The 16,490-nt window shown below is 62.4% G+C and carries 17 protein-coding genes; 9 read left to right on the forward strand and 8 right to left on the reverse strand.

The window, feature by feature from the left end:
* Positions 1 to 104: 104 nt before the first annotated feature.
* The 3 genes from HJB89_RS12640 to HJB89_RS12650 all read right to left on the reverse strand — a co-directional run bounded on the left by HJB89_RS12640 (position 105) and on the right by HJB89_RS12650 (position 2,560).
* Positions 105 to 416 (reverse strand): MocE family 2Fe-2S type ferredoxin, encoded by a 312-nt coding sequence (locus tag HJB89_RS12640; protein ID WP_207580955.1) that lies wholly within the window; start codon positions 414 to 416, stop codon positions 105 to 107.
* Positions 413 to 1,447 carry a sterol desaturase family protein gene (locus HJB89_RS12645; RefSeq protein WP_207580954.1) on the reverse strand — a complete coding sequence of 345 codons (1,035 nt, stop codon included), beginning with the start codon at positions 1,445 to 1,447 and terminating at the stop codon, positions 413 to 415. The genes HJB89_RS12640 and HJB89_RS12645 overlap by 4 nt, the downstream gene beginning before the upstream one ends.
* Before the next feature lie 111 nt (positions 1,448 to 1,558).
* Positions 1,559 to 2,560: a LacI family DNA-binding transcriptional regulator gene (locus tag HJB89_RS12650; RefSeq protein WP_207580953.1), complete on the reverse strand. Its 1,002-nt coding sequence runs from the start codon at positions 2,558 to 2,560 to the stop codon at positions 1,559 to 1,561.
* A 223-nt stretch (positions 2,561 to 2,783) separates the two neighbouring features.
* Between HJB89_RS12650 and HJB89_RS12655 the strand changes: the two genes are divergently transcribed.
* The 3 genes from HJB89_RS12655 (at position 2,784) to HJB89_RS12665 (ending at position 4,500) form a co-directional block, all read left to right on the forward strand.
* On the forward strand, positions 2,784 to 3,476 hold the full coding sequence (locus HJB89_RS12655) for a type 1 glutamine amidotransferase domain-containing protein (protein ID WP_207580952.1): 693 nt from the start codon (positions 2,784 to 2,786) through the stop codon (positions 3,474 to 3,476).
* 50 nt (positions 3,477 to 3,526) lie between these two features.
* Positions 3,527 to 3,940, forward strand: coding sequence for a GFA family protein (locus HJB89_RS12660; RefSeq protein ID WP_221116752.1), 414 nt, complete (start codon positions 3,527 to 3,529; stop codon positions 3,938 to 3,940).
* A 116-nt stretch (positions 3,941 to 4,056) separates the two neighbouring features.
* Positions 4,057 to 4,500, forward strand: a complete 444-nt coding sequence (locus tag HJB89_RS12665; protein WP_207580951.1) for an SRPBCC family protein — start codon at positions 4,057 to 4,059, stop codon at positions 4,498 to 4,500.
* Positions 4,501 to 4,599: 99 nt separating this feature from the next.
* Here the strand turns inward: HJB89_RS12665 and HJB89_RS12670 are convergent, their stop codons facing one another.
* Entirely contained in the window at positions 4,600 to 5,490 is an 891-nt protein-coding gene (locus HJB89_RS12670) for an SDR family oxidoreductase (RefSeq protein ID WP_221133142.1), read from the reverse strand.
* A 91-nt stretch (positions 5,491 to 5,581) separates the two neighbouring features.
* Here HJB89_RS12670 and HJB89_RS12675 point away from each other — a divergent pair, with 91 nt between their 5' ends.
* On the forward strand, positions 5,582 to 6,406 hold the full coding sequence (locus HJB89_RS12675; RefSeq protein WP_207584335.1) for a helix-turn-helix transcriptional regulator: 825 nt from the start codon (positions 5,582 to 5,584) through the stop codon (positions 6,404 to 6,406).
* 250 nt (positions 6,407 to 6,656) lie between these two features.
* The gene (locus HJB89_RS12680; RefSeq protein WP_221149961.1) at positions 6,657 to 8,183 is read left to right on the forward strand and encodes an Ig-like domain-containing protein; all 1,527 of its coding nucleotides are present in this window, start codon (positions 6,657 to 6,659) and stop codon (positions 8,181 to 8,183) included.
* Positions 8,184 to 8,258: 75 nt separating this feature from the next.
* Here HJB89_RS12680 and ftsZ read toward each other — a convergent pair whose 3' ends face one another.
* The 3 genes from ftsZ to HJB89_RS12695 form a co-directional block, all read right to left on the reverse strand.
* A complete protein-coding gene (ftsZ, locus tag HJB89_RS12685; RefSeq protein WP_207580948.1) occupies positions 8,259 to 9,281 on the reverse strand; it encodes a cell division protein FtsZ in 1,023 nt (340 codons plus the stop codon).
* Between the two features lie 217 nt (positions 9,282 to 9,498).
* On the reverse strand, positions 9,499 to 10,866 hold the full coding sequence (locus HJB89_RS12690; RefSeq protein WP_221149962.1) for a sensor histidine kinase: 1,368 nt from the start codon (positions 10,864 to 10,866) through the stop codon (positions 9,499 to 9,501).
* Positions 10,863 to 11,531 (reverse strand): response regulator transcription factor, encoded by a 669-nt coding sequence (locus HJB89_RS12695; protein WP_221149963.1) that lies wholly within the window; start codon positions 11,529 to 11,531, stop codon positions 10,863 to 10,865. Before HJB89_RS12695 ends, HJB89_RS12690 begins: the two co-directional genes overlap by 4 nt.
* Positions 11,532 to 11,679: 148 nt before the next feature.
* Between HJB89_RS12695 and HJB89_RS12700 the strand changes: the two genes are divergently transcribed.
* The 3 genes from HJB89_RS12700 (at position 11,680) to ilvB (ending at position 14,718) form a co-directional block, all read left to right on the forward strand.
* On the forward strand, positions 11,680 to 12,168 hold the full coding sequence (locus tag HJB89_RS12700; RefSeq protein ID WP_207580945.1) for a hypothetical protein: 489 nt from the start codon (positions 11,680 to 11,682) through the stop codon (positions 12,166 to 12,168).
* A gap of 72 nt (positions 12,169 to 12,240) precedes the next feature.
* The gene (locus HJB89_RS12705) at positions 12,241 to 12,663 is read left to right on the forward strand and encodes a hypothetical protein (protein ID WP_221149964.1); all 423 of its coding nucleotides are present in this window, start codon (positions 12,241 to 12,243) and stop codon (positions 12,661 to 12,663) included.
* Between the two features lie 342 nt (positions 12,664 to 13,005).
* Positions 13,006 to 14,718: a biosynthetic-type acetolactate synthase large subunit gene (gene ilvB / locus HJB89_RS12710; RefSeq protein ID WP_259672043.1), complete on the forward strand. Its 1,713-nt coding sequence runs from the start codon at positions 13,006 to 13,008 to the stop codon at positions 14,716 to 14,718.
* A 212-nt stretch (positions 14,719 to 14,930) separates the two neighbouring features.
* On the opposite strand, the gene HJB89_RS12715 is transcribed toward ilvB, so the two are convergent.
* A complete protein-coding gene (locus HJB89_RS12715; protein WP_221149965.1) occupies positions 14,931 to 15,461 on the reverse strand; it encodes a 2'-5' RNA ligase family protein in 531 nt (176 codons plus the stop codon).
* A 200-nt stretch (positions 15,462 to 15,661) separates the two neighbouring features.
* Here HJB89_RS12715 and HJB89_RS12720 point away from each other — a divergent pair, with 200 nt between their 5' ends.
* The gene (locus HJB89_RS12720; RefSeq protein WP_207580941.1) at positions 15,662 to 16,135 is read left to right on the forward strand and encodes a cupin domain-containing protein; all 474 of its coding nucleotides are present in this window, start codon (positions 15,662 to 15,664) and stop codon (positions 16,133 to 16,135) included.
* Positions 16,136 to 16,490: the final 355 nt, after the last annotated feature.

Genomic DNA, 16,490 nt, shown 5'->3' on the forward strand with positions numbered 1-16,490 from the left:
GCACAGGATTAGCCGCATCAGATTTTGATTCATGCGACACGCTTTAGGCCTTGGTTTCATGCATGTCTTTATCCCGGAACCACTGCGCACTTCCGGGCGACATGCTAGCCGAGGGCGACACGAACCTCTCCGTCGATCACCTCTGCCGGATAGGTTTTCAGGTTCTCGCAGGCCGGAAGCCTGATGGCCTCGCCGGTGCGATAGTCGAAGGCGCCGGAATGTTTTGGACATTCCACCTCGAAATCCATGACCAATCCTTCGGCGAGATGGATCGCCTCGTGGGTGCAGAGGCCGGCGGTGCAGTAGACGCTGTCATCCGGACCACGGTAGATCGCGTAGGTGCGCCCGCCATGGTCGAAGCGGATGGCCCCTTCCTGTTCGATCTCGTCGAGCTTGCCAGCTGAAACCCAGTTCATTCGGCGGCTCCCCCGACTTCCAGGCGGGCCTTGCGGGCTGCGAGTTTTTCCTTGCGCCTGCGGTAGCGTTCCTGCATCTGCGCCTCGCCTTCGGGCGAACCGTCGTGCCAGGTGCCGAACCACTTATCGAGCGGGATCAGCGCGTCGCCGTAGTTCACCTCGAAATATTTGTGATGGAGGTAATGCGCATAGGCGTGGCTATCGACCAGCCTCTCCTTGCCGATCTCGACCTTGTCGAAGCCGACATGGCCGGGAATGGCCCCGAAGCCCGCATAATGCAGCTGGTAGAGCATGATGATCGGGTTGGAGGGCAGGAACAGATGGTAGAACGCCGTTCCGAAATAGAGCAGGTGCTCGATCGGATGCATCGACAGCGACGACCAGGGCGAAGGGTTCACCGAATTGTGGTGGACCGAGTGCACCCATTTGTAGAGGAAGGGCGTGTGGATCAGCCGGTGTATGCAGAAAAAGTGGAACTCGTGAATGATCGGCACCACGAGCGCCACGAGTGCCAGCGTCCATGGATTTTCCGCAAAACTCAGCCACGGCGCATAGCCATTGGCGTAGGCCCAGAGCATGCCGACCTCGACGGCGGTCCAGATAGTCACGCCTGACAGGAAGGTGCGCAGAATATTGTCGAGGTTCTGGCGTTCGAACCAGAAGGCGTTGTTCCTGTGGTCGGCCGGGAACTTGCCATTGTACTTGAAGCGGTTTTCCTGCCGCTTCAACACGTAGAGATGCAGTTCGAAGGCACCGTAGAACAGGAAGACCGCGATGGCGTTCACCGCATAGAGCCAGGCGGTCCAGCCGAGGCTCAGCGATTTCATCGTGTCGACCGGGGGAATGATCCAGGCCCAGTAGGCGAGCGCAGAAACCGCAAAAATCAGGTTCCAGGGAAGGAAATAATGCGGCAGCCATTTCAGGACCACCATCAGCCGCGGCGGAAAGACGAAAAGCGGCGCGTTCTCCACATGCTGGTCCGGCGCCCAGTCGCCGCGCTTGTTGCGCTTGCCGAATTTCAGATCATCCATTGGCATCTCCTTAGGGCACGCCGGATGTTTCCGCGTCGCCCACATATCTGTGCTGACTGGAAAATAGCAGGGGCGCTGGTGAATGCCGAAGCCTTCCTTGATCTGATTAGATCAAAGCCCTTCCTTGGTGATGGTGATGAAACGGATCGGTGCCTGGTCCGGTTTGATATCGGTCAAGCCTATCCTATTCAGAACGAGATCGAGCGCGCGCCGCGCCTGCGCCTCCGGCGCCTGATCCAGCACCACATCCATGATGCCGTCCTGCAGCGCCGCTCGGGTGTAATCGGTCAATTCGTGCCCGACGAAGAACACGTCGCGGCCGCGCGGATGCCGGCGAAGCACTTCGATCAGGGCGGCGTTGGCGCCGCCGGCATTGTACAGTCCGGCAAGGCCGGGATACGTTTCCAGCGCCGACCACAGGAGATCGGCGCTGAGACGCTCCTCATCGCCGCCAAATCCCAGCCATTCGAAGCTGGAGGCGCCGGGATAATCACGAAAGTAATTGGAAAAGCCGCGGATCCGATCGCGATGCACTTGATAGATGGGGTGGCAGATTGCAACGACAGGTCCGGCCCGCGGAGCCATTCGGCTGATATAGAGTGCGGCCGTCCGGCCGGCAGCGTTATTGTCGATGCCGATGAATTCTCCGACGTGCTCGGACGCGCGGGTGACGACCTGGACGATCGGCAGGCCCTGCGCATTTACCTTTTCCACCGCAGCACCGATCACCGGGCTGCTCGGCACGGCAAGGATCAGCCCGGCCCGTGAAAGGTCGGTGGACAGGATGCGTCGCGCAATTCCCTCGGCGTTCATCTCGTCGGTGAAGCTGCGATGCACGACGACCAAAGGGTCGAGGGTGGCGGCAATTCTCTCGAAAGCAAGGGAAAGGCGCCGGTAGAAGCTGGTCTCCGGACGAACCATCAGCACTTCGATCCTAAGCAGGCCGCGATGGGTCTCGGGAAGCTTGCGCGGGTAATCCAGGCGACGTGCGGCGGATATGACCTTCTCGACAAGTTCGGGACGAACACCCCCACGCCCGTTCAGCACCCGCTCGACCGTTGCGGTTCCCACGCCGGCATGGCGGGCGATGTCCCGATAATTCGGCTTGCTCACATTCCAGGTCCCTTGCGCGCCCTCGTTGATCTCTGCGCGTCAGATCTTCTCTTCTTACATCTTCGCTTCAATTCTCACAGATGGTATTTGGAGGCTCTGACTTGTGTCGCAGGGGCGACCGATCTATGATTTCTCCAGTTCAACATGAGATTGCAGGCCGTATTTCACCGTAAACCGGACGCGGAAGGTTTTGTCCTCCGGCCGGACCGAAGGAGTTGGGCAAATGAAAATTCTCATGGTTCTCACATCGCATGATCAACTGGGAAACACCGGCAGGAAAACGGGCTTCTGGCTCGAGGAACTCGCTGCCCCATACTTCGTTTTCCGTGACGCCGGGGCCGAGATCACACTCGCTTCGCCGAAAGGGGGCCAGCCTCCGCTCGATCCGAAGAGCAACGAGCCGGCGTTTCAGACGGAAGATACGCGGCGATTTGAACGAGACCCGGCCGCGACGGCTGCGCTCGCCAACACTTTGATGCTGTCTGACATCGACCAGGCGGATTATGACACCGTGTTTTTCCCCGGCGGCCACGGCCCGCTCTGGGACCTGACGAACGACCGCAATGCGCACTCGCTGATCGAGGAGACGCTTGCAGCGGGAAAGCCGCTGGCGCTCGTCTGCCATGCGCCGGGGATATTGACCAATGTCAAGGCGCCGGACGGCGGACCGATCGCGAAGGGGCGGATAGTTACCGGCTTCACCAATTCCGAGGAGGCGGCCGTGCACCTCGTCGAGATCGTGCCTTATCTGCTCGAAGACGTGCTGAAAGAGCAGGGGGCGAAGTTTTCGGCGATGGAGGACTGGGCCGTGCATGTCGTCCAGGACGGGCTGCTGATTACCGGACAGAACCCAGCCTCGTCGAAACAGGCGGCCCGCCTTCTGCTCGATGCGCTCGGTAAGCACGCGGCAGCCTGACGCCCGCAGGCGGCCTTGAGCATTTCAACACCAGACGAAAGGTGCCTGGCATGAGCCGGAAATATACGGGGAAATGCGCCTGCGGCGCGGTGCAGTTCGCCTTCGATACCGATCCGACTTTCGTCGCCGACTGCCATTGCCTGGATTGCAAGAAGGCCTCGGGCGGCGAAGCCGCCACCTTTTTTGCCGTGCCGCAGGACGATTTCACCCTGACCGCCGGCAGCCCGAAGGCGTTTCACTATATCGCCGATTCCGGCAAGGGTCTCGATCGCAATTTCTGCCCGGATTGCGGCGCGAGGTTGTTCAGTAGCAATCTAGAGAGTTTCCCCGGCCTCGTCTTCGTCACCCTCGGCAGCCTGGATCGGCCCGAGCTGATACAGCCGGGGGTCGAGATGTTTACCAAACGGCGGCTTGCCTGGGCAACACCGCTCCACCTGCCACAGTTCGAAGGCATGCCGGGCTGAAGGGAGATTCGACTTCTATCGATCTTTCTTGAAGAAAAGATCAATCCCGTGTCGGATCGGCCAGATCTTATCCGTCCTTAGCTCGTCCATTCCGTCCATCTAAAAGGATCACGAACATGCCGAACACTATACGCCTGCATCGCGTTCTGGCGACCACCCCGGAGAAGATTTATCGCGCATTCATCGAAGCGGACGCGCTTGCCAAGTGGCTTCCGCCGAACGGCTTCCTCTGCACCGTACATCATCTGGAGCCGAGCGTCGGCGGCACGTTCAGAATGTCTTTCCGCAACTTCACGACCGGCAACAGCCATGCTTTCGGCGGCGAATTCCGCGAGCTCGTCCCAGGCCAACGCGTTCGCTACACCGACAAGTTCGACGACCCCAACCTGCCAGGCGAAATGGAGGTCACCGTGACGCTGAAGAAGGTGTCGGTTGGTACCGAGGTGGATATTACCCAGGCAGGCGTGCCCGACGTCATCCCGCCTGAGGCTTGCTATCTCGGCTGGCAGGAGTCGCTGAAAAACCTCGCGAGGGTGGTTGAACCCGATATCCAGGAATAGCTTGGTTCAGGCAGCCTGTCGGGAGCGGATCGCACAGGCTGGCGCCGACACACAAGAGCGCCTCACTCTGAGGCGCTCCGTTCGACGCCGCGGCGGACCTTACCCGCCGAAATAGGCCGGATGGTCGATATCGGCGATAAGGCCGGGCTGGGTCGGGTGCCAGTCCAGCAGCGCGCGGGTATGTTCGCTGGACGTGGGCACGTCGAAGCCGGCGAACATCACAAACCAGCCGAAATGTTCTGCCGCCTCTTCCCGCGACAGCGAGACGGCGGGCACGTCGAGCCGCCGGCTGATGACCTCGGCGATCTGCCTGAATGGCACACCCTCCTCAGCAACGGCCAGGAAGGGTCCGCCCACGGCGCCGCGCTCCAGCGCCAGGCGATAGAGGCGGGCGGCATCGAGCCTGTGCACCGCCGGCCAGCGGTTCTGGCCTTCGCCGATATAGGCCGAAACACCCGTTCGCCGGGCGAAATCGATCAGGATCGGCACGAAGCCGTGGTCGCCATGGCCGTGCACCGAAGGCGGAAGCCGGACGGTCGAGGCGCGCACGCCGCGCGCGACAAGCGATACCGCGGTGATTTCGGAGGCGCGGGGATAGGTCTCGGTGGTCGGCATGGGCGGGTCCTTTTCGGTGCCGACGCGGCCGGGCGCATGGCCGAGGCCTGCGGTGACCAGCAGCGGGCGGCTGGAGCCCTGGAGGGCTTCGCCGAGCGCCTCGATGGCGCGCCGGTCGAGGGCGCAGTTTGCGGCGAATTTCGAGAAATCATGGTTGAAGCCGGTGTGGATCACGCCGTCGGCCTCGGCCGCGCCGCGCTTCAGGCTTTCCAGATCCTCGAGCGTGCCGCGATGGACCTCGGCGCCCGCGGCCGACAATTCCTCAGCCCCCTTTTCTGAGCGGGTGAGGCCAAGCACCTGATGGCCGCCAGCGATCAATTCGCTGACGACGGCCGAGCCGACCCAGCCTGTGGCTCCGGTGACGAATACGCGCATGTCGATATCTCCGTTTTCGATGGAGACAGATATCGGGCAAGGCCCTATCATGGTAAAGTAGTGATCTTATCATGGTATAATGGCTAACAGCATGAGCGAATTCGTCACCTTCGAAAACCGGCTGGGCGCCTATCTCAAGGGCCGCCGCGCCAAGCTCGACCCCGCAGCCCTCGGCTTTGCCGGCGAACGCCGCCGCACGCCGGGCCTGCGCCGCGAGGAGGTGGCAAACCGAGCCAATATCAGCCCCACCTGGTACACCTGGCTGGAGCAAGGGCGCGGCGGGGCGCCGTCCGCCGATGTGCTCGACCGGATCTCGCGGGCGCTGATGCTGACCGATGTCGAGCGCGAGCATCTGTTCCTCATCGGCCTCGGCCGACCGCCCGAGGTGCGTTACCGCAGGCAAGCGGGCGTCACGCCCAGGCTGCAGGGCGTGCTCGATGCGCTGGACCCGAGCCCGGCGCTGATCCGCAACGCCATCTGGGACGTGATCGCCTGGAACCGGGCGGCAACCGTGCTGCTCACTGATTACGGCGCGCTGCCGCCCGAGGAGCGCAACGTGCTGCGCTTCATCTTCCTCGATCCACGCGTGCGCGCCGCCCAGTACGACTGGGAAAGCGTCGCCCGCTTCGTCGTCGCCGCCTTCCGCGTGGACGCGGCCCGCGCGGGTGCAGCGGCCGAGGTCGAGCCGCTGGTCGACGAACTCTGCCGCAAGAGCCCGGAATTCCTGGCGATGTGGCGCGACAATGACGTGCGCACCCATGGCGAGGGCGCCAAACACATCAAGCACCCGGTGCTTGGGCTGCTCTCTTTCGAGTATTCGGCCTTCCAGGTGGACGGGCGGCCGGATCTCAGCATGGTGGTTTATAACCCGGCGACGGCAGCGGATGCGGAGAAGATTAGGGCGGTGGTGGGGTGAGGATTCTAGTCGGGGTCTAAGTGCGGAACTGATACGACGCGCACCCGCCTCGTCCTTCGAGGCTCCAGCCTTCGGCTTCCACGCTTCAGGATGAGGCGCTCTTGAGCGTTGGCGCTCGGCAACCTCTTGCGGCATGACAAAATTGCAAAAAGCTAAAATGCCACTTTTACTAGAAAATAATTTGACCTTCCCCTGCAATGGCTGTTTCCTCCCAATCGACCAAGGCGAATGGATCTTGAAGGAGATATCCATGACAGTGTTTGCAAAACCCGTGGCGGTCGATGACTCGCACACCGTCTACGAGAGCGACGTTATTTCAGGCAATCTGCTGGACAACGATATATCAGCGGCCAACGGCAATATGTTTCTCAACTTCTTCGACGGCGAGAGGGTTCTCGCCAAGAAGGATGGGCAGGTCACCGATATCGGGGGCGAGCACGGGACGTTCCACGTCAAGGCTGACGGCTCATACACCTATACGCTAAACGAGGCCGCCAAAGCGGGCTTCCTTAACGGAATGACGCTGAGAGAGACGATCGGCTACAAGATTTCCGACGGCGCCGGCAATACGGATGTCGGACATTTCACGCTAGACATTCACGGGGTGACCAGTGCGCCGGTCGCGGTCGACGATGCCTTTACCTTCCGCGAAAGCGGCGCGATGGCGGGCAACGTGCTTGCCAACGACATTGCCGGGGAGGCGGGTCATATCTTTCTGCGCTCAGTCGAGGGCATCAGCGTAAGCGCCACGCGGAGCACCGACGTCGCCGGTGAATTCGGCACCTTCCATTTTTCGGCGGACGGAGGCTTCACCTACGATCTCGATCCCGCCGTGAAGGCGGGTCTCAACGATGGCGAGCATGTCACGGAGACGCTTCAATATTACAAGGTCTCCGACGGCGCCGGTCACGCGGATGCCGGCGTGATCTCGCTGACCGTCGACGGCGTGACGGACGGCAAGTCGTTGAACACCAATCATGTTGAGTCCCAGGCGGAGGTGGTGCGCCCCTTCCTGGACCATTACGAACTCCAGGGGGTCGCGGTCGATCCGCAAACGGGCAAGTTTTACGTCAGCTCCGGCCATGGTTTCCCGGATGATTCCATGGTGAGCATTTACGACAACGCCTCGGCCTTTGAAGCAGACAATGCCAGCGGCGCCATCTCTCTTGGCGAATATGACCTTGGCGAATATGACATCGGCGGAACCTATTTTTCGGTCCGCGGCGGCGAGATCATCGGAAGAACCAACGAGGTCAAAGGCGAAGGCCCTTTCCCCGATCAGACCTATCTCGCAAAGTGGGACGCCGCAGACGGATCGCTCGATCAGCAGGGCGACCCGATTCCCGGCCTTATCGGCGAGAATGGGGCGGGTACGTTCGACTGGGGTGGATTCACGGCCGTCAATACGTTGCAGGATTCGACCGGCATCTATGTCGTCGGCCGCATCGATGATGCGACCTGGCAGGTCTCCAAAATCGATCCCGACACGCTGAACCCGATCGAATCCAAGACTTTCGCCGCCGGCGGGCTGGGATACGGCTTTGCCGTCGACGGCACGTTCTTCTTCGGCGATTCCTTCGGAAGCGAGCATATCGGCACGGCATTCGATTTCGAAACCGGGGTCAAGACAACAATCGATGTCAACATCGCCATATCGGGAGATGACTCCACCACCAACGTGGTCTATGACGCGGCGGCGGACTCTATCTACATCACCAACACTGAGACCGACGAAATCTCCGTGGTGCACAACATCTCGGACATATTGTTTGTCTGACGGCCTTAACCGCGTGACGTCGCCCCGTCCGTTCGTTGTACTGGGCGACGTTTAGCCATGATATCAGCGGCGGCGCTATTGCAGCGTGCGCGTCTGGATCTGCTCTACGACTGGTTGAGAAGCGGAGGCGGGCATGGCACTGCCTTCCAGGCCGGTTGCCACGACCGAGACGCGGAACCTGCCGTCAAGGCTGCGGTCGAAGATGGCGCCGACGACGATGTCTGCGTCTTCCTGCACCTCGTCGCGAATGCGGCTTGCCGCTTCGTCGACTTCGAACAGTGTCATATCCGAACCACCGGAGATCGAGATCAGCACGCCCCTGGCGCCCTTCATCGAGATATCGTCGAGAAGCGGGTTGGCAATTGCCGCTTCCGCCGCCTTCATCGCGCGGCTTTCACCGGAGGCTTCGCCAGTGCCCATCATGGCGCGGCCCATGCCGCGCATGACCGATTTCACATCGGCGAAATCAAGGTTGATCAGGCCTTCCTTGACGATGAGATCGGTGATGCAGCCAACGCCGGCATAGAGCACGCGGTCGGCCGTCATGAAGGCATCGGCAAAAGTGGTTTTCGCATCGGCGATGCGGAAGAGGTTCTGGTTGGGGATGACGATGACCGTATCGGCTGCCTGGCGAAGCGCCTCGATGCCGATCTCCGCCATTCGCATGCGGCGGTTGCCTTCGAAGGTAAAGGGTTTGGTGACGACGCCGACTGTCAGGATGCCGGCTGCACGTGCGGCGCGGGCGATGACGGGTGCCGCGCCCGTGCCCGTTCCGCCGCCCATGCCGGCGGTGACGAAACACATGTGCGACCCGGCCAGGTGATCCATGATCTCATCGATCGATTCCTCAGCCGCCGCATGGCCGACCTCCGGCAGGGAACCGGCGCCGAGACCCTCGGTCACATTGGCGCCGAGCTGGATGCGGCGCGTCGCCTTGGAGGTGGCGAGGACCTGCGCGTCGGTATTTGCGGCGACGAATTCGACGCCTGCCAGGTTTTCCGCGATCATATTGTTGATCGCATTACCACCACCACCACCGACGCCGATCACAGTAATGTGCGGCCGCAGTCCCGAAATGCCGCCCTTGGCGTCCGTCATCGCGCTCTCCTTTGATGCTTCGTTCACGCCACGCCCTCGTCGCGGATAGCGAATCGTCGCTTAGGATAGCCGTCCAACAAGGCAGAGGCGAGGCGAAAGACGTCTCGTGGACAGCGGCGGCGATCGGTAAAGGGGCGGGTCGCGGCTTTGAGGGCGGGAGCATCATGTCGAGAACGGACAGTTATGCTTCTGAGGCGCTCAATTTTCCACCTCGACCTTACCCCGCCACTCCCACCGCCACCGGCAAACACAATACGCACACCAACCCCACCGCCCCAGCCTCGAGCGCCAGCGACCCGCCATAAAGCCCCGCCAACTCGTTCACGATGCTCAGCCCAAAACCATTGCCAGGGACGCGTTCGTCCTCCCGCACGCCCGGCAGCAGCACGGCGGCGAGGCGGTCGGCGGGGATGCCCGGGCCGTCGTCCTCGATGGTGATGCGGGCGATCGGGCCGTCGCGCCGGGCGCGGATGGTGACGCGCGAGGAAGCCCATTTGAAAGCGTTATCGATCAGGTTTCCGAGCATTTCCTCGACATCGCTTTCGTCGCAGGCGACCCGCAGGCCCGGGGGAATGTCGCTGTCGAAGGCAATCCTGCGCTCGGCATGGATCTGGCCGATCGCCCGGTAGAGATCGGCGAGCGATGCCGCCATGTCGGTGCTGGCAACATTATTCGACGAGGCCATCACCCGGCGGGCGGCGGCGAGGTGGTGCTTGATCCGGTTGTCGATCCGGGCGGCCAGACTACGCAATGCGCCTTTGGGGTCGTTTTTATCGTCGAGCGCCAGCAGCAGGCTCGCCACCGGGGTCTTGAGGCCATGGGCGAGGTTTGCGAACTGCATGCGCGTTGCCGCGAGCCTCTCCTCATTGGCCGCCAGAAGCGCATTGGTTTTCAGCGACAGCGGCGCAAGCTCGGCGCTCGCTTCCTCCGGCAGGCGGGCGCGTTCTCCCCGGTTGATGGCATCGATATTGGTCGCCATGGATGTCAGCGGCCGCAAGCCAAAGCGGATTTGCCAAAGGGTGCCCGTCATCAGCACCAACCCGAGCAGCAGCATGCAGGGAACCAGCCAGAAGAGAGCGCGAAGCGCCGGGCCGACGAGGGCGATCATCGGCGCCGTCGCGGTGATGGTCAGCGTCATGCCGTCGATGCTGCGCACGGCTTGGCGAAGGTAGAGCGGCCCTCTTCCGCGATCGTCGCCCCCGCCTGATGTCGGCATGCCCGTCAGCACATGGCGCAGGTCTTGCCGTGGCGGCGGCGCGTCTATCGTGCCGTTCATCAGGGCGCGGGAGGTCAGGCGCTGCTCTCCGGCGTCGATCTGCCAGTACCAGCCGGAGGAGGGACGATCGAAGGGCGGTGCATCGAGCGGCGCGGAGAGAGCAATCCTTCCCGCCGCGTCGCGCGTCACGGCGCCGGCAAGGGCGCCGATCTGGGTGTCGAGACGCTGATCGACCTGCTCGCGCACCACAGTCTTCAGCGCCAGCCAGAGCACGATCGCCGCCACAACGAGCGCCAGCGTCACGAAGATGCCCGAGAACATCAGCAGCCGGCCGGCGATCGATCTCGGCTTGAACAACGGAGCCTTCATGGCGCCGCTGCCGCCGTCAGCATATAGCCTCGGCCGCGCACCGTCTCGATGCGGTCGCCCCCGAGCTTCTTGCGCAGCCGGGCGATGATGACTTCAATGGAATTGGAGTCGACCTCGGCATCGCCGTCATAGACGCGCTCGGTCAGCTCCCGCCGGTCAACGATCATCTCCTTGCGCAGCATCAGGCAGGAGAGCACCCGCCATTCCAGCGCCGTCAACTTCAGCGGCAGGCCATCGAGCTCGAAGGTGCCGAGCTGGGCATCGAAGACCAGCGCGCCGCAGGTCAGCCGCGCGGCGGCGTGGCCGGCCGCACGGCGCACCAGGGCGCGCAGGCGCAACACCAGTTCTTCCACCTTGAAGGGTTTGGCGAGGAAATCGTCGGCGCCGGCCTTGAAGCTTGCGACCTTATCCGGCCAGCCGTCGCGCGCCGTCAGTACCAGAACCGGCAGGTTGCGGCTGCCCTCGCGCCAGCCCTTCAGCACGCTGACGCCATCGATCTTCGGCAAGCCGAGATCAAGCACAGCGACATCGAAGAGTTCGGTCAGCCCCGCATGGAGAGCGTCCTCGCCGTTGCGCGATATGTCGACGACGAAGTTTTCCGATCGCAGCACGGCAGCGATCCGGCCGCTCAGGTCTTCGTCATCTTCGACGAGCAGTACGCGCATGGGGCAGGGCTTTCATCGGGGCCGGGCATCTTTGGGGACGGACCAAAACTATCGGGCCGAGCTTAACTCAATCTGAACGGAGAGGTTCAGGCGGGCGACGGGGTGGAGCGGCTAGAGTGCGACCACGACTGACGCAAGGAGCAGATATATGCCGAATGAAGACCAGGACAACGTGCATACCGAGGGCGCAGCGACGCCCGTCCCGCCAGGACAGCGCCGGCGACGGCTGGCGATCCCCGTCATTGCTGCCGCCGTGGCGCTTGTCATCGGTGCTGTCGGGGGTGCGGGCGCGGTGAAAATGATGCGTCCTATGCCAGAGATGGCGCCGCTGGCGCCGGTGGCGATTTCGGCCATGCCGGCATCGAGCCTCGTCACGATCAAGGGCAAGGTCGCCGAGATCTACGGCAACAAGTTCGTGCTGCAGGACGATAGCGGCAAGGCGCTTGTTGAAACAGGCCGAGCCGGCGAGGGTGGCGCGCTCGTTACCCGAGACGAGGCCGTCACCGTGCAGGGGCGCTTCGACGATGGCTTCGTGCATGCGAGCTATCTCGTTCGCCAGGACGGACGAACCGAAGCGCTGCGCCCGCCGAAAGGTCCGCCGCATCGACCATTTGAGGATTTCGATCACAGGCCTTGACGGGCCGTGAACCAAAGCCGCGTTGCGGTGTTTACAAACGTGCTTCTCAATTCCCGCAAAGGAACAATTCCCATGCAAAGACTTCTCCTATCAGGCCTTGCTCTTGCCGCACTGGCCGGCACCGCCTTCGCCCAACAACCGCCCGCCCCGCCACCCGCCGGAGCTCCGCCCGTGGCGGCCGACCCGGCCTCACCACCACCACCACCGCCACCGCCTGCTTCCGGTGATAACGAGCCGATGACGGGTGGGCCGGATGCGCGGCCGGGCGATCGCCCCGATGACCGGTGGCATGGTTCGAGAGGCGACATGGGTTTTCGCGACGACAGGGGTTTCCGTGGTCATCGCCCGCCACCGCCGCCGCCGTCCAAGGCCGCGCATTTCCGGATCGAGGATGGCGACACCCGGATCGATCTGAAATGCGCCGAGGACGAACCGATGAAGGCCTGCGCCGACCTGCTGCTCCAGGTGATGGACCGCCTGCAGGGCCAGAACTGATCTTGAACATCCCGGCATAGCCAGGATGCCGGACGATGAACCGCCCGCCTTCTCGCGCGGGCGGTTTCGTCTCCTTCGGAAGCATTGACGACGAGCCGATTTGCCTTTAGCTGTGACGCTATGAAAATCGCATTGGTTCTGGCAGTGGTGATCGGGCGCATGGGCAGGATGGTGTAACCATCCAGCGAAAGCACCCATGCGCGGTAAGCAGGCTCCTGACGGGGCCTTTTTTTATGCCCTGAATTTGGGCGCGGGCCTCGTCGGACTTTCCACACATCATCACACTGATCAAGGAACGGAACCATGAGATCCCGTCATTCCATCGACACCCCGCGCGCGCAGATGACCGGCGCGGAAATCGTTCTCCAGGCGCTGAGAGACAATGGCGTCGAGCATATATTCGGCTATCCGGGTGCTGCGGTGCTGCCGATCTACGACGAGCTTTTCCAGCAGGAAGACATCAGACACATTCTGGTTCGCCATGAACAGGGAGCCGGCCATGCCGCCGAGGGATATGCCCGCTCGACGGGCAAGGTCGGCGTCATGCTGGTGACCTCAGGCCCCGGCGTCACCAACGCGATCACGCCCCTTCAGGATGCCTTGATGGATTCCGTGCCGCTCGTTTGCCTGTCCGGCCAGGTGCCGACGTCGCTGATCGGGTCCGATGCCTTTCAGGAATGCGATACCGTCGGCATTACCCGCGCCTGCACGAAACACAATCGGCTGGTCGGCGACGTCAATGATCTGGCGGCGGCCATCCACGAAGCCTTTCGCATCGCCGGATCGGGCCGGCCCGGCCCCGTTCTGGTCGACATGCCGAAGGATGTGCTGTTTGCGAGCGGAAATTATACACCGCCTGAGGCAGTCGCCCCGAGGACGAGCTATCAGCCGGACCGCCTAAGCGACATCAGGGAGATCGAGGCTGCGGCCGCTCTGATGGCGACGGCACGTAAGCCGATTATCTGCGCGGGCGGCGGTGTCATCAATTCCGGTCTTGAAGCGTCAAAACTGCTGAGTGAACTGGTCGATCTCACCGGCTTTCCCGTCACGTCGACGCTGATGGGGCTCGGCGCCTATCCGGCTTCCAGCCCGAACTGGCTGAAGATGGCCGGGCTTCACGGCTCCTACGAGGCCAACATGGCAATACATGACTGCGACCTCATGCTCTGCATCGGGGCGCGCTTCGATGGCGGGCTTGCCGCCAGCGTCGATGGTTTCTCACCGAATTCCCGGAAGATCCAGATCGATATCGATACTTCCTCGCTCAACAAGACTGTGCGCGCCGATATCGCCATCCGGGGCGATGCCGCGGGTGTGCTGGCCGAGCTCGTTCGCCTGTGGCGGGCGCTGCCGCAGGCGCCGGACCGGGCGCGGCTGACCGAGTGGTGGAGCGCGATTGCCGACTGGCGGGCGCGCCGATCGTTTTCCTATGCGAAGCGCGAGGACGTCATCATGCCGCAATATGCCATCGAGCGGCTTTATGAACTGACGAAGCATCGGGATACCTACATCACGACGGAGGTCGGCCGGCATCAGATATGGGCGGCGCAATCTTACGACTTCGAGCGACCGAACCGCTGGGTGACGTCAGGCGGCCTGGGGACGATGGGATACGGGCTGCCCGCCGCCCTCGGCGTGCAGATCGCCAATCCCAACAGCCTTGTCATCGACATCGCCGGCGATGCCTCCGTGCAGGTGACGATGAAGGAAATGTCGGCCGCCGTGCAGCACAACGCGCCGATCAAGATCTTCATTCTCAATGGCGGCGATCAGGGAACGCAGCGGCAGCACGGAAACCCGGATTTCGTGAAGCTTGCCGAAGCCTATGGCGGACATGGCATTCGCTGCGAGAGGCTGGCCGAACTCGACGATGCAATCCTGGAGATGATCGAGGTGGACATGCCTGTTCTGTTCGACTGCCGCGTCGCCGACAGTGCCCACTGGCATGGCACACCGTCAACCTACCCCAGCGGCACACCGATCAGCCCTCATCCTGAGGTGCGCAGGCCAAAGGCCGGAGCCTCGAAGGACGAGGGCGGGTGGCTCGGCGCTTAAGTCCACATCCACCGCCAGATGAACCGCCACTGGCCACCCTCGTCCTTCGAGGCCCCTACGGGGCTCCTCAGGATGAGGGTGGAGAGAGGGCGCGGCTTGTGTCACCGGAAGGTCCTGCGGTGTGCCAACGGCCAGACTCCGCCCGGCATTCATCCTCTGCATCGACCACTGAAAGCTGTCGTATCAAGCAGGTCGCCTTGCGCCGCCGGCCGTCATCGCTGCGTCAATGCGATCTCGCTCATTAGCTCCACAGGCGGAAATCGGACACAGTCTGCGGCATCGAAATTCACCGCGAACTGCATCCGGTTTTCGTTCGCCCAGTTGATCGCGATCTCTGATTTTGCCTTCGGCACTTTTGCGGCGACGGTGCAGTGAGGTACCCAGTTGCCGGGCCTATAGTGCTCGTGACAGCATGCGGGATCGATCTCTTGGTGCAGTGCCGCGTGCAACTGGAAAAGCGCGTCGTCCGCAATCGGACGCGCCCATAAGACGATGAACTCGTTCTCGAAATAACTGGCACCCGAAAAGTTCACGGTCACGGTCGAACGCGTGCGGAAAACACGCTCGAACGCCTCGGCCAACCGATCGGAAGCAAGCTCTTGATAGACGGCGAGGGTGAGGTGGCGAGGATAGTTCAAAGCCCGCATCGAAGCGATCTCTTCGAATACAGCGGCTTCCTCCCAGAGTTTGAAAACCGGCGACGCGGTCTCGTTCAGACATTTGAGGCTGACCCCGTAAGACATGCGCGAGCGTTATCAGTCTGTCCCGGCTGAACCATAGCTTTACATCGTTGCCGATGTCGAGCAGCCGCCGGCATTGCAGGATATCGGGCGGCTTTGTCTGTTTTTCCGCCGCGGGGATTCGACTATCATGGGATGCTTGAACGAGGCGCAGCAGGGGTGACGACGCGGCCGTTGGCAAAAGCTTGCCGAGGGAGGTAGAAATGTCGAGTTTCAGGAGCGCCGTGGTTTCTTTGCCCGGTAAGGAGCGGTTGGCGAGAACGCCCTTCGGCGCGAGGATCGTCATCCATGCCACGGCCAAGGAGACCGGCGGCGCGTTCGGGATGTGGGAAACCTTCACCCCGCCGGGTCATGGTCCGGCCCCGCACACGCATACGCGGGAGACGGAAGTCTTTCGAGTCATCCATGGGCTCTACCAATTTCAATGCGGCGACGAGGAGTTCGATGCGCCTGCGGGAAGCGTCGTCGTTCTGCCGCCGCATGTACAGCACAGCTGGCGAAACATAAGCGACGAACCCGGTCAGATGTTCGGCATGGTGACGCCGGGCGGATGTGAGCAATTGTTCATCGATATCGACGCCTTCGGTGCTGATACGCCCGCGAAAATCGCGGTGATCGAAGCGCGATTGGGGATCATCAACGACATGACGCTGGCGCTCGGATTGAAGAGCCCATGATGGCGCTGATCGACCATCGCGGCCTTGCGTAAGATTGACAACGGAGCTTATGGGGGCGGCGTCCTCCAACGCTGCTCATCCTTGAGGTGCGGAGCCCGCAGGGCGGAGCCTCGAAGGACACGCGGCGGCACTGCTCCGCATCAATATTGCCGCCACGCCGAGCGCCCGCCTCGTCCTTCGAGGCTCCTTCGGGGCACCTCAGGATGAGGCTCTCTTGGGGGGCGCCGGGGCTGGCGGCAAAGGGCAGGATGCGGAAGCTTTGCCGACCAGGTGAATGCCATCGACTCGATGTCTGACGCCCACTCTCGCTCTATTCCCGCGCCATCGCCCGCCAGGCGACCGGCGGGATGGCGAA

This window comes from Rhizobium sp. NZLR8 (assembly GCF_019685025.1).
Classification (GTDB): domain Bacteria; phylum Pseudomonadota; class Alphaproteobacteria; order Rhizobiales; family Rhizobiaceae; genus Rhizobium.

What these genes read in the sequence shown, in the direction of transcription:
- ilvB (WP_259672043.1), top strand. Translation starts at nt 13,006, where the DNA reads ATGACCGGCGCGGAAATCGTTCTCCAGGCGCTGAGAGACAATGGCGTC.
- HJB89_RS12665 (WP_207580951.1), top strand. Translation starts at nt 4,057, where the DNA reads ATGCCGAACACTATACGCCTGCATCGCGTTCTGGCGACCACCCCGGAG.
- HJB89_RS12700 (WP_207580945.1), top strand. Translation starts at nt 11,680, where the DNA reads ATGCCGAATGAAGACCAGGACAACGTGCATACCGAGGGCGCAGCGACG.
- HJB89_RS12690 (WP_221149962.1), bottom strand. Translation starts at nt 10,866, where the DNA reads ATGAAGGCTCCGTTGTTCAAGCCGAGATCGATCGCCGGCCGGCTGCTG.
- HJB89_RS12660 (WP_221116752.1), top strand. Translation starts at nt 3,527, where the DNA reads ATGAGCCGGAAATATACGGGGAAATGCGCCTGCGGCGCGGTGCAGTTC.
- HJB89_RS12705 (WP_221149964.1), top strand. Translation starts at nt 12,241, where the DNA reads ATGCAAAGACTTCTCCTATCAGGCCTTGCTCTTGCCGCACTGGCCGGC.
- HJB89_RS12680 (WP_221149961.1), top strand. Translation starts at nt 6,657, where the DNA reads ATGACAGTGTTTGCAAAACCCGTGGCGGTCGATGACTCGCACACCGTC.
- HJB89_RS12715 (WP_221149965.1), bottom strand. Translation starts at nt 15,461, where the DNA reads ATGTCTTACGGGGTCAGCCTCAAATGTCTGAACGAGACCGCGTCGCCG.
- HJB89_RS12720 (WP_207580941.1), top strand. Translation starts at nt 15,662, where the DNA reads ATGTCGAGTTTCAGGAGCGCCGTGGTTTCTTTGCCCGGTAAGGAGCGG.
- HJB89_RS12655 (WP_207580952.1), top strand. Translation starts at nt 2,784, where the DNA reads ATGAAAATTCTCATGGTTCTCACATCGCATGATCAACTGGGAAACACC.
- HJB89_RS12670 (WP_221133142.1), bottom strand. Translation starts at nt 5,490, where the DNA reads ATGCGCGTATTCGTCACCGGAGCCACAGGCTGGGTCGGCTCGGCCGTC.
- HJB89_RS12695 (WP_221149963.1), bottom strand. Translation starts at nt 11,531, where the DNA reads ATGCGCGTACTGCTCGTCGAAGATGACGAAGACCTGAGCGGCCGGATC.
- HJB89_RS12640 (WP_207580955.1), bottom strand. Translation starts at nt 416, where the DNA reads ATGAACTGGGTTTCAGCTGGCAAGCTCGACGAGATCGAACAGGAAGGG.
- HJB89_RS12645 (WP_207580954.1), bottom strand. Translation starts at nt 1,447, where the DNA reads ATGGATGATCTGAAATTCGGCAAGCGCAACAAGCGCGGCGACTGGGCG.
- ftsZ (WP_207580948.1), bottom strand. Translation starts at nt 9,281, where the DNA reads ATGACGGACGCCAAGGGCGGCATTTCGGGACTGCGGCCGCACATTACT.
- HJB89_RS12675 (WP_207584335.1), top strand. Translation starts at nt 5,582, where the DNA reads ATGAGCGAATTCGTCACCTTCGAAAACCGGCTGGGCGCCTATCTCAAG.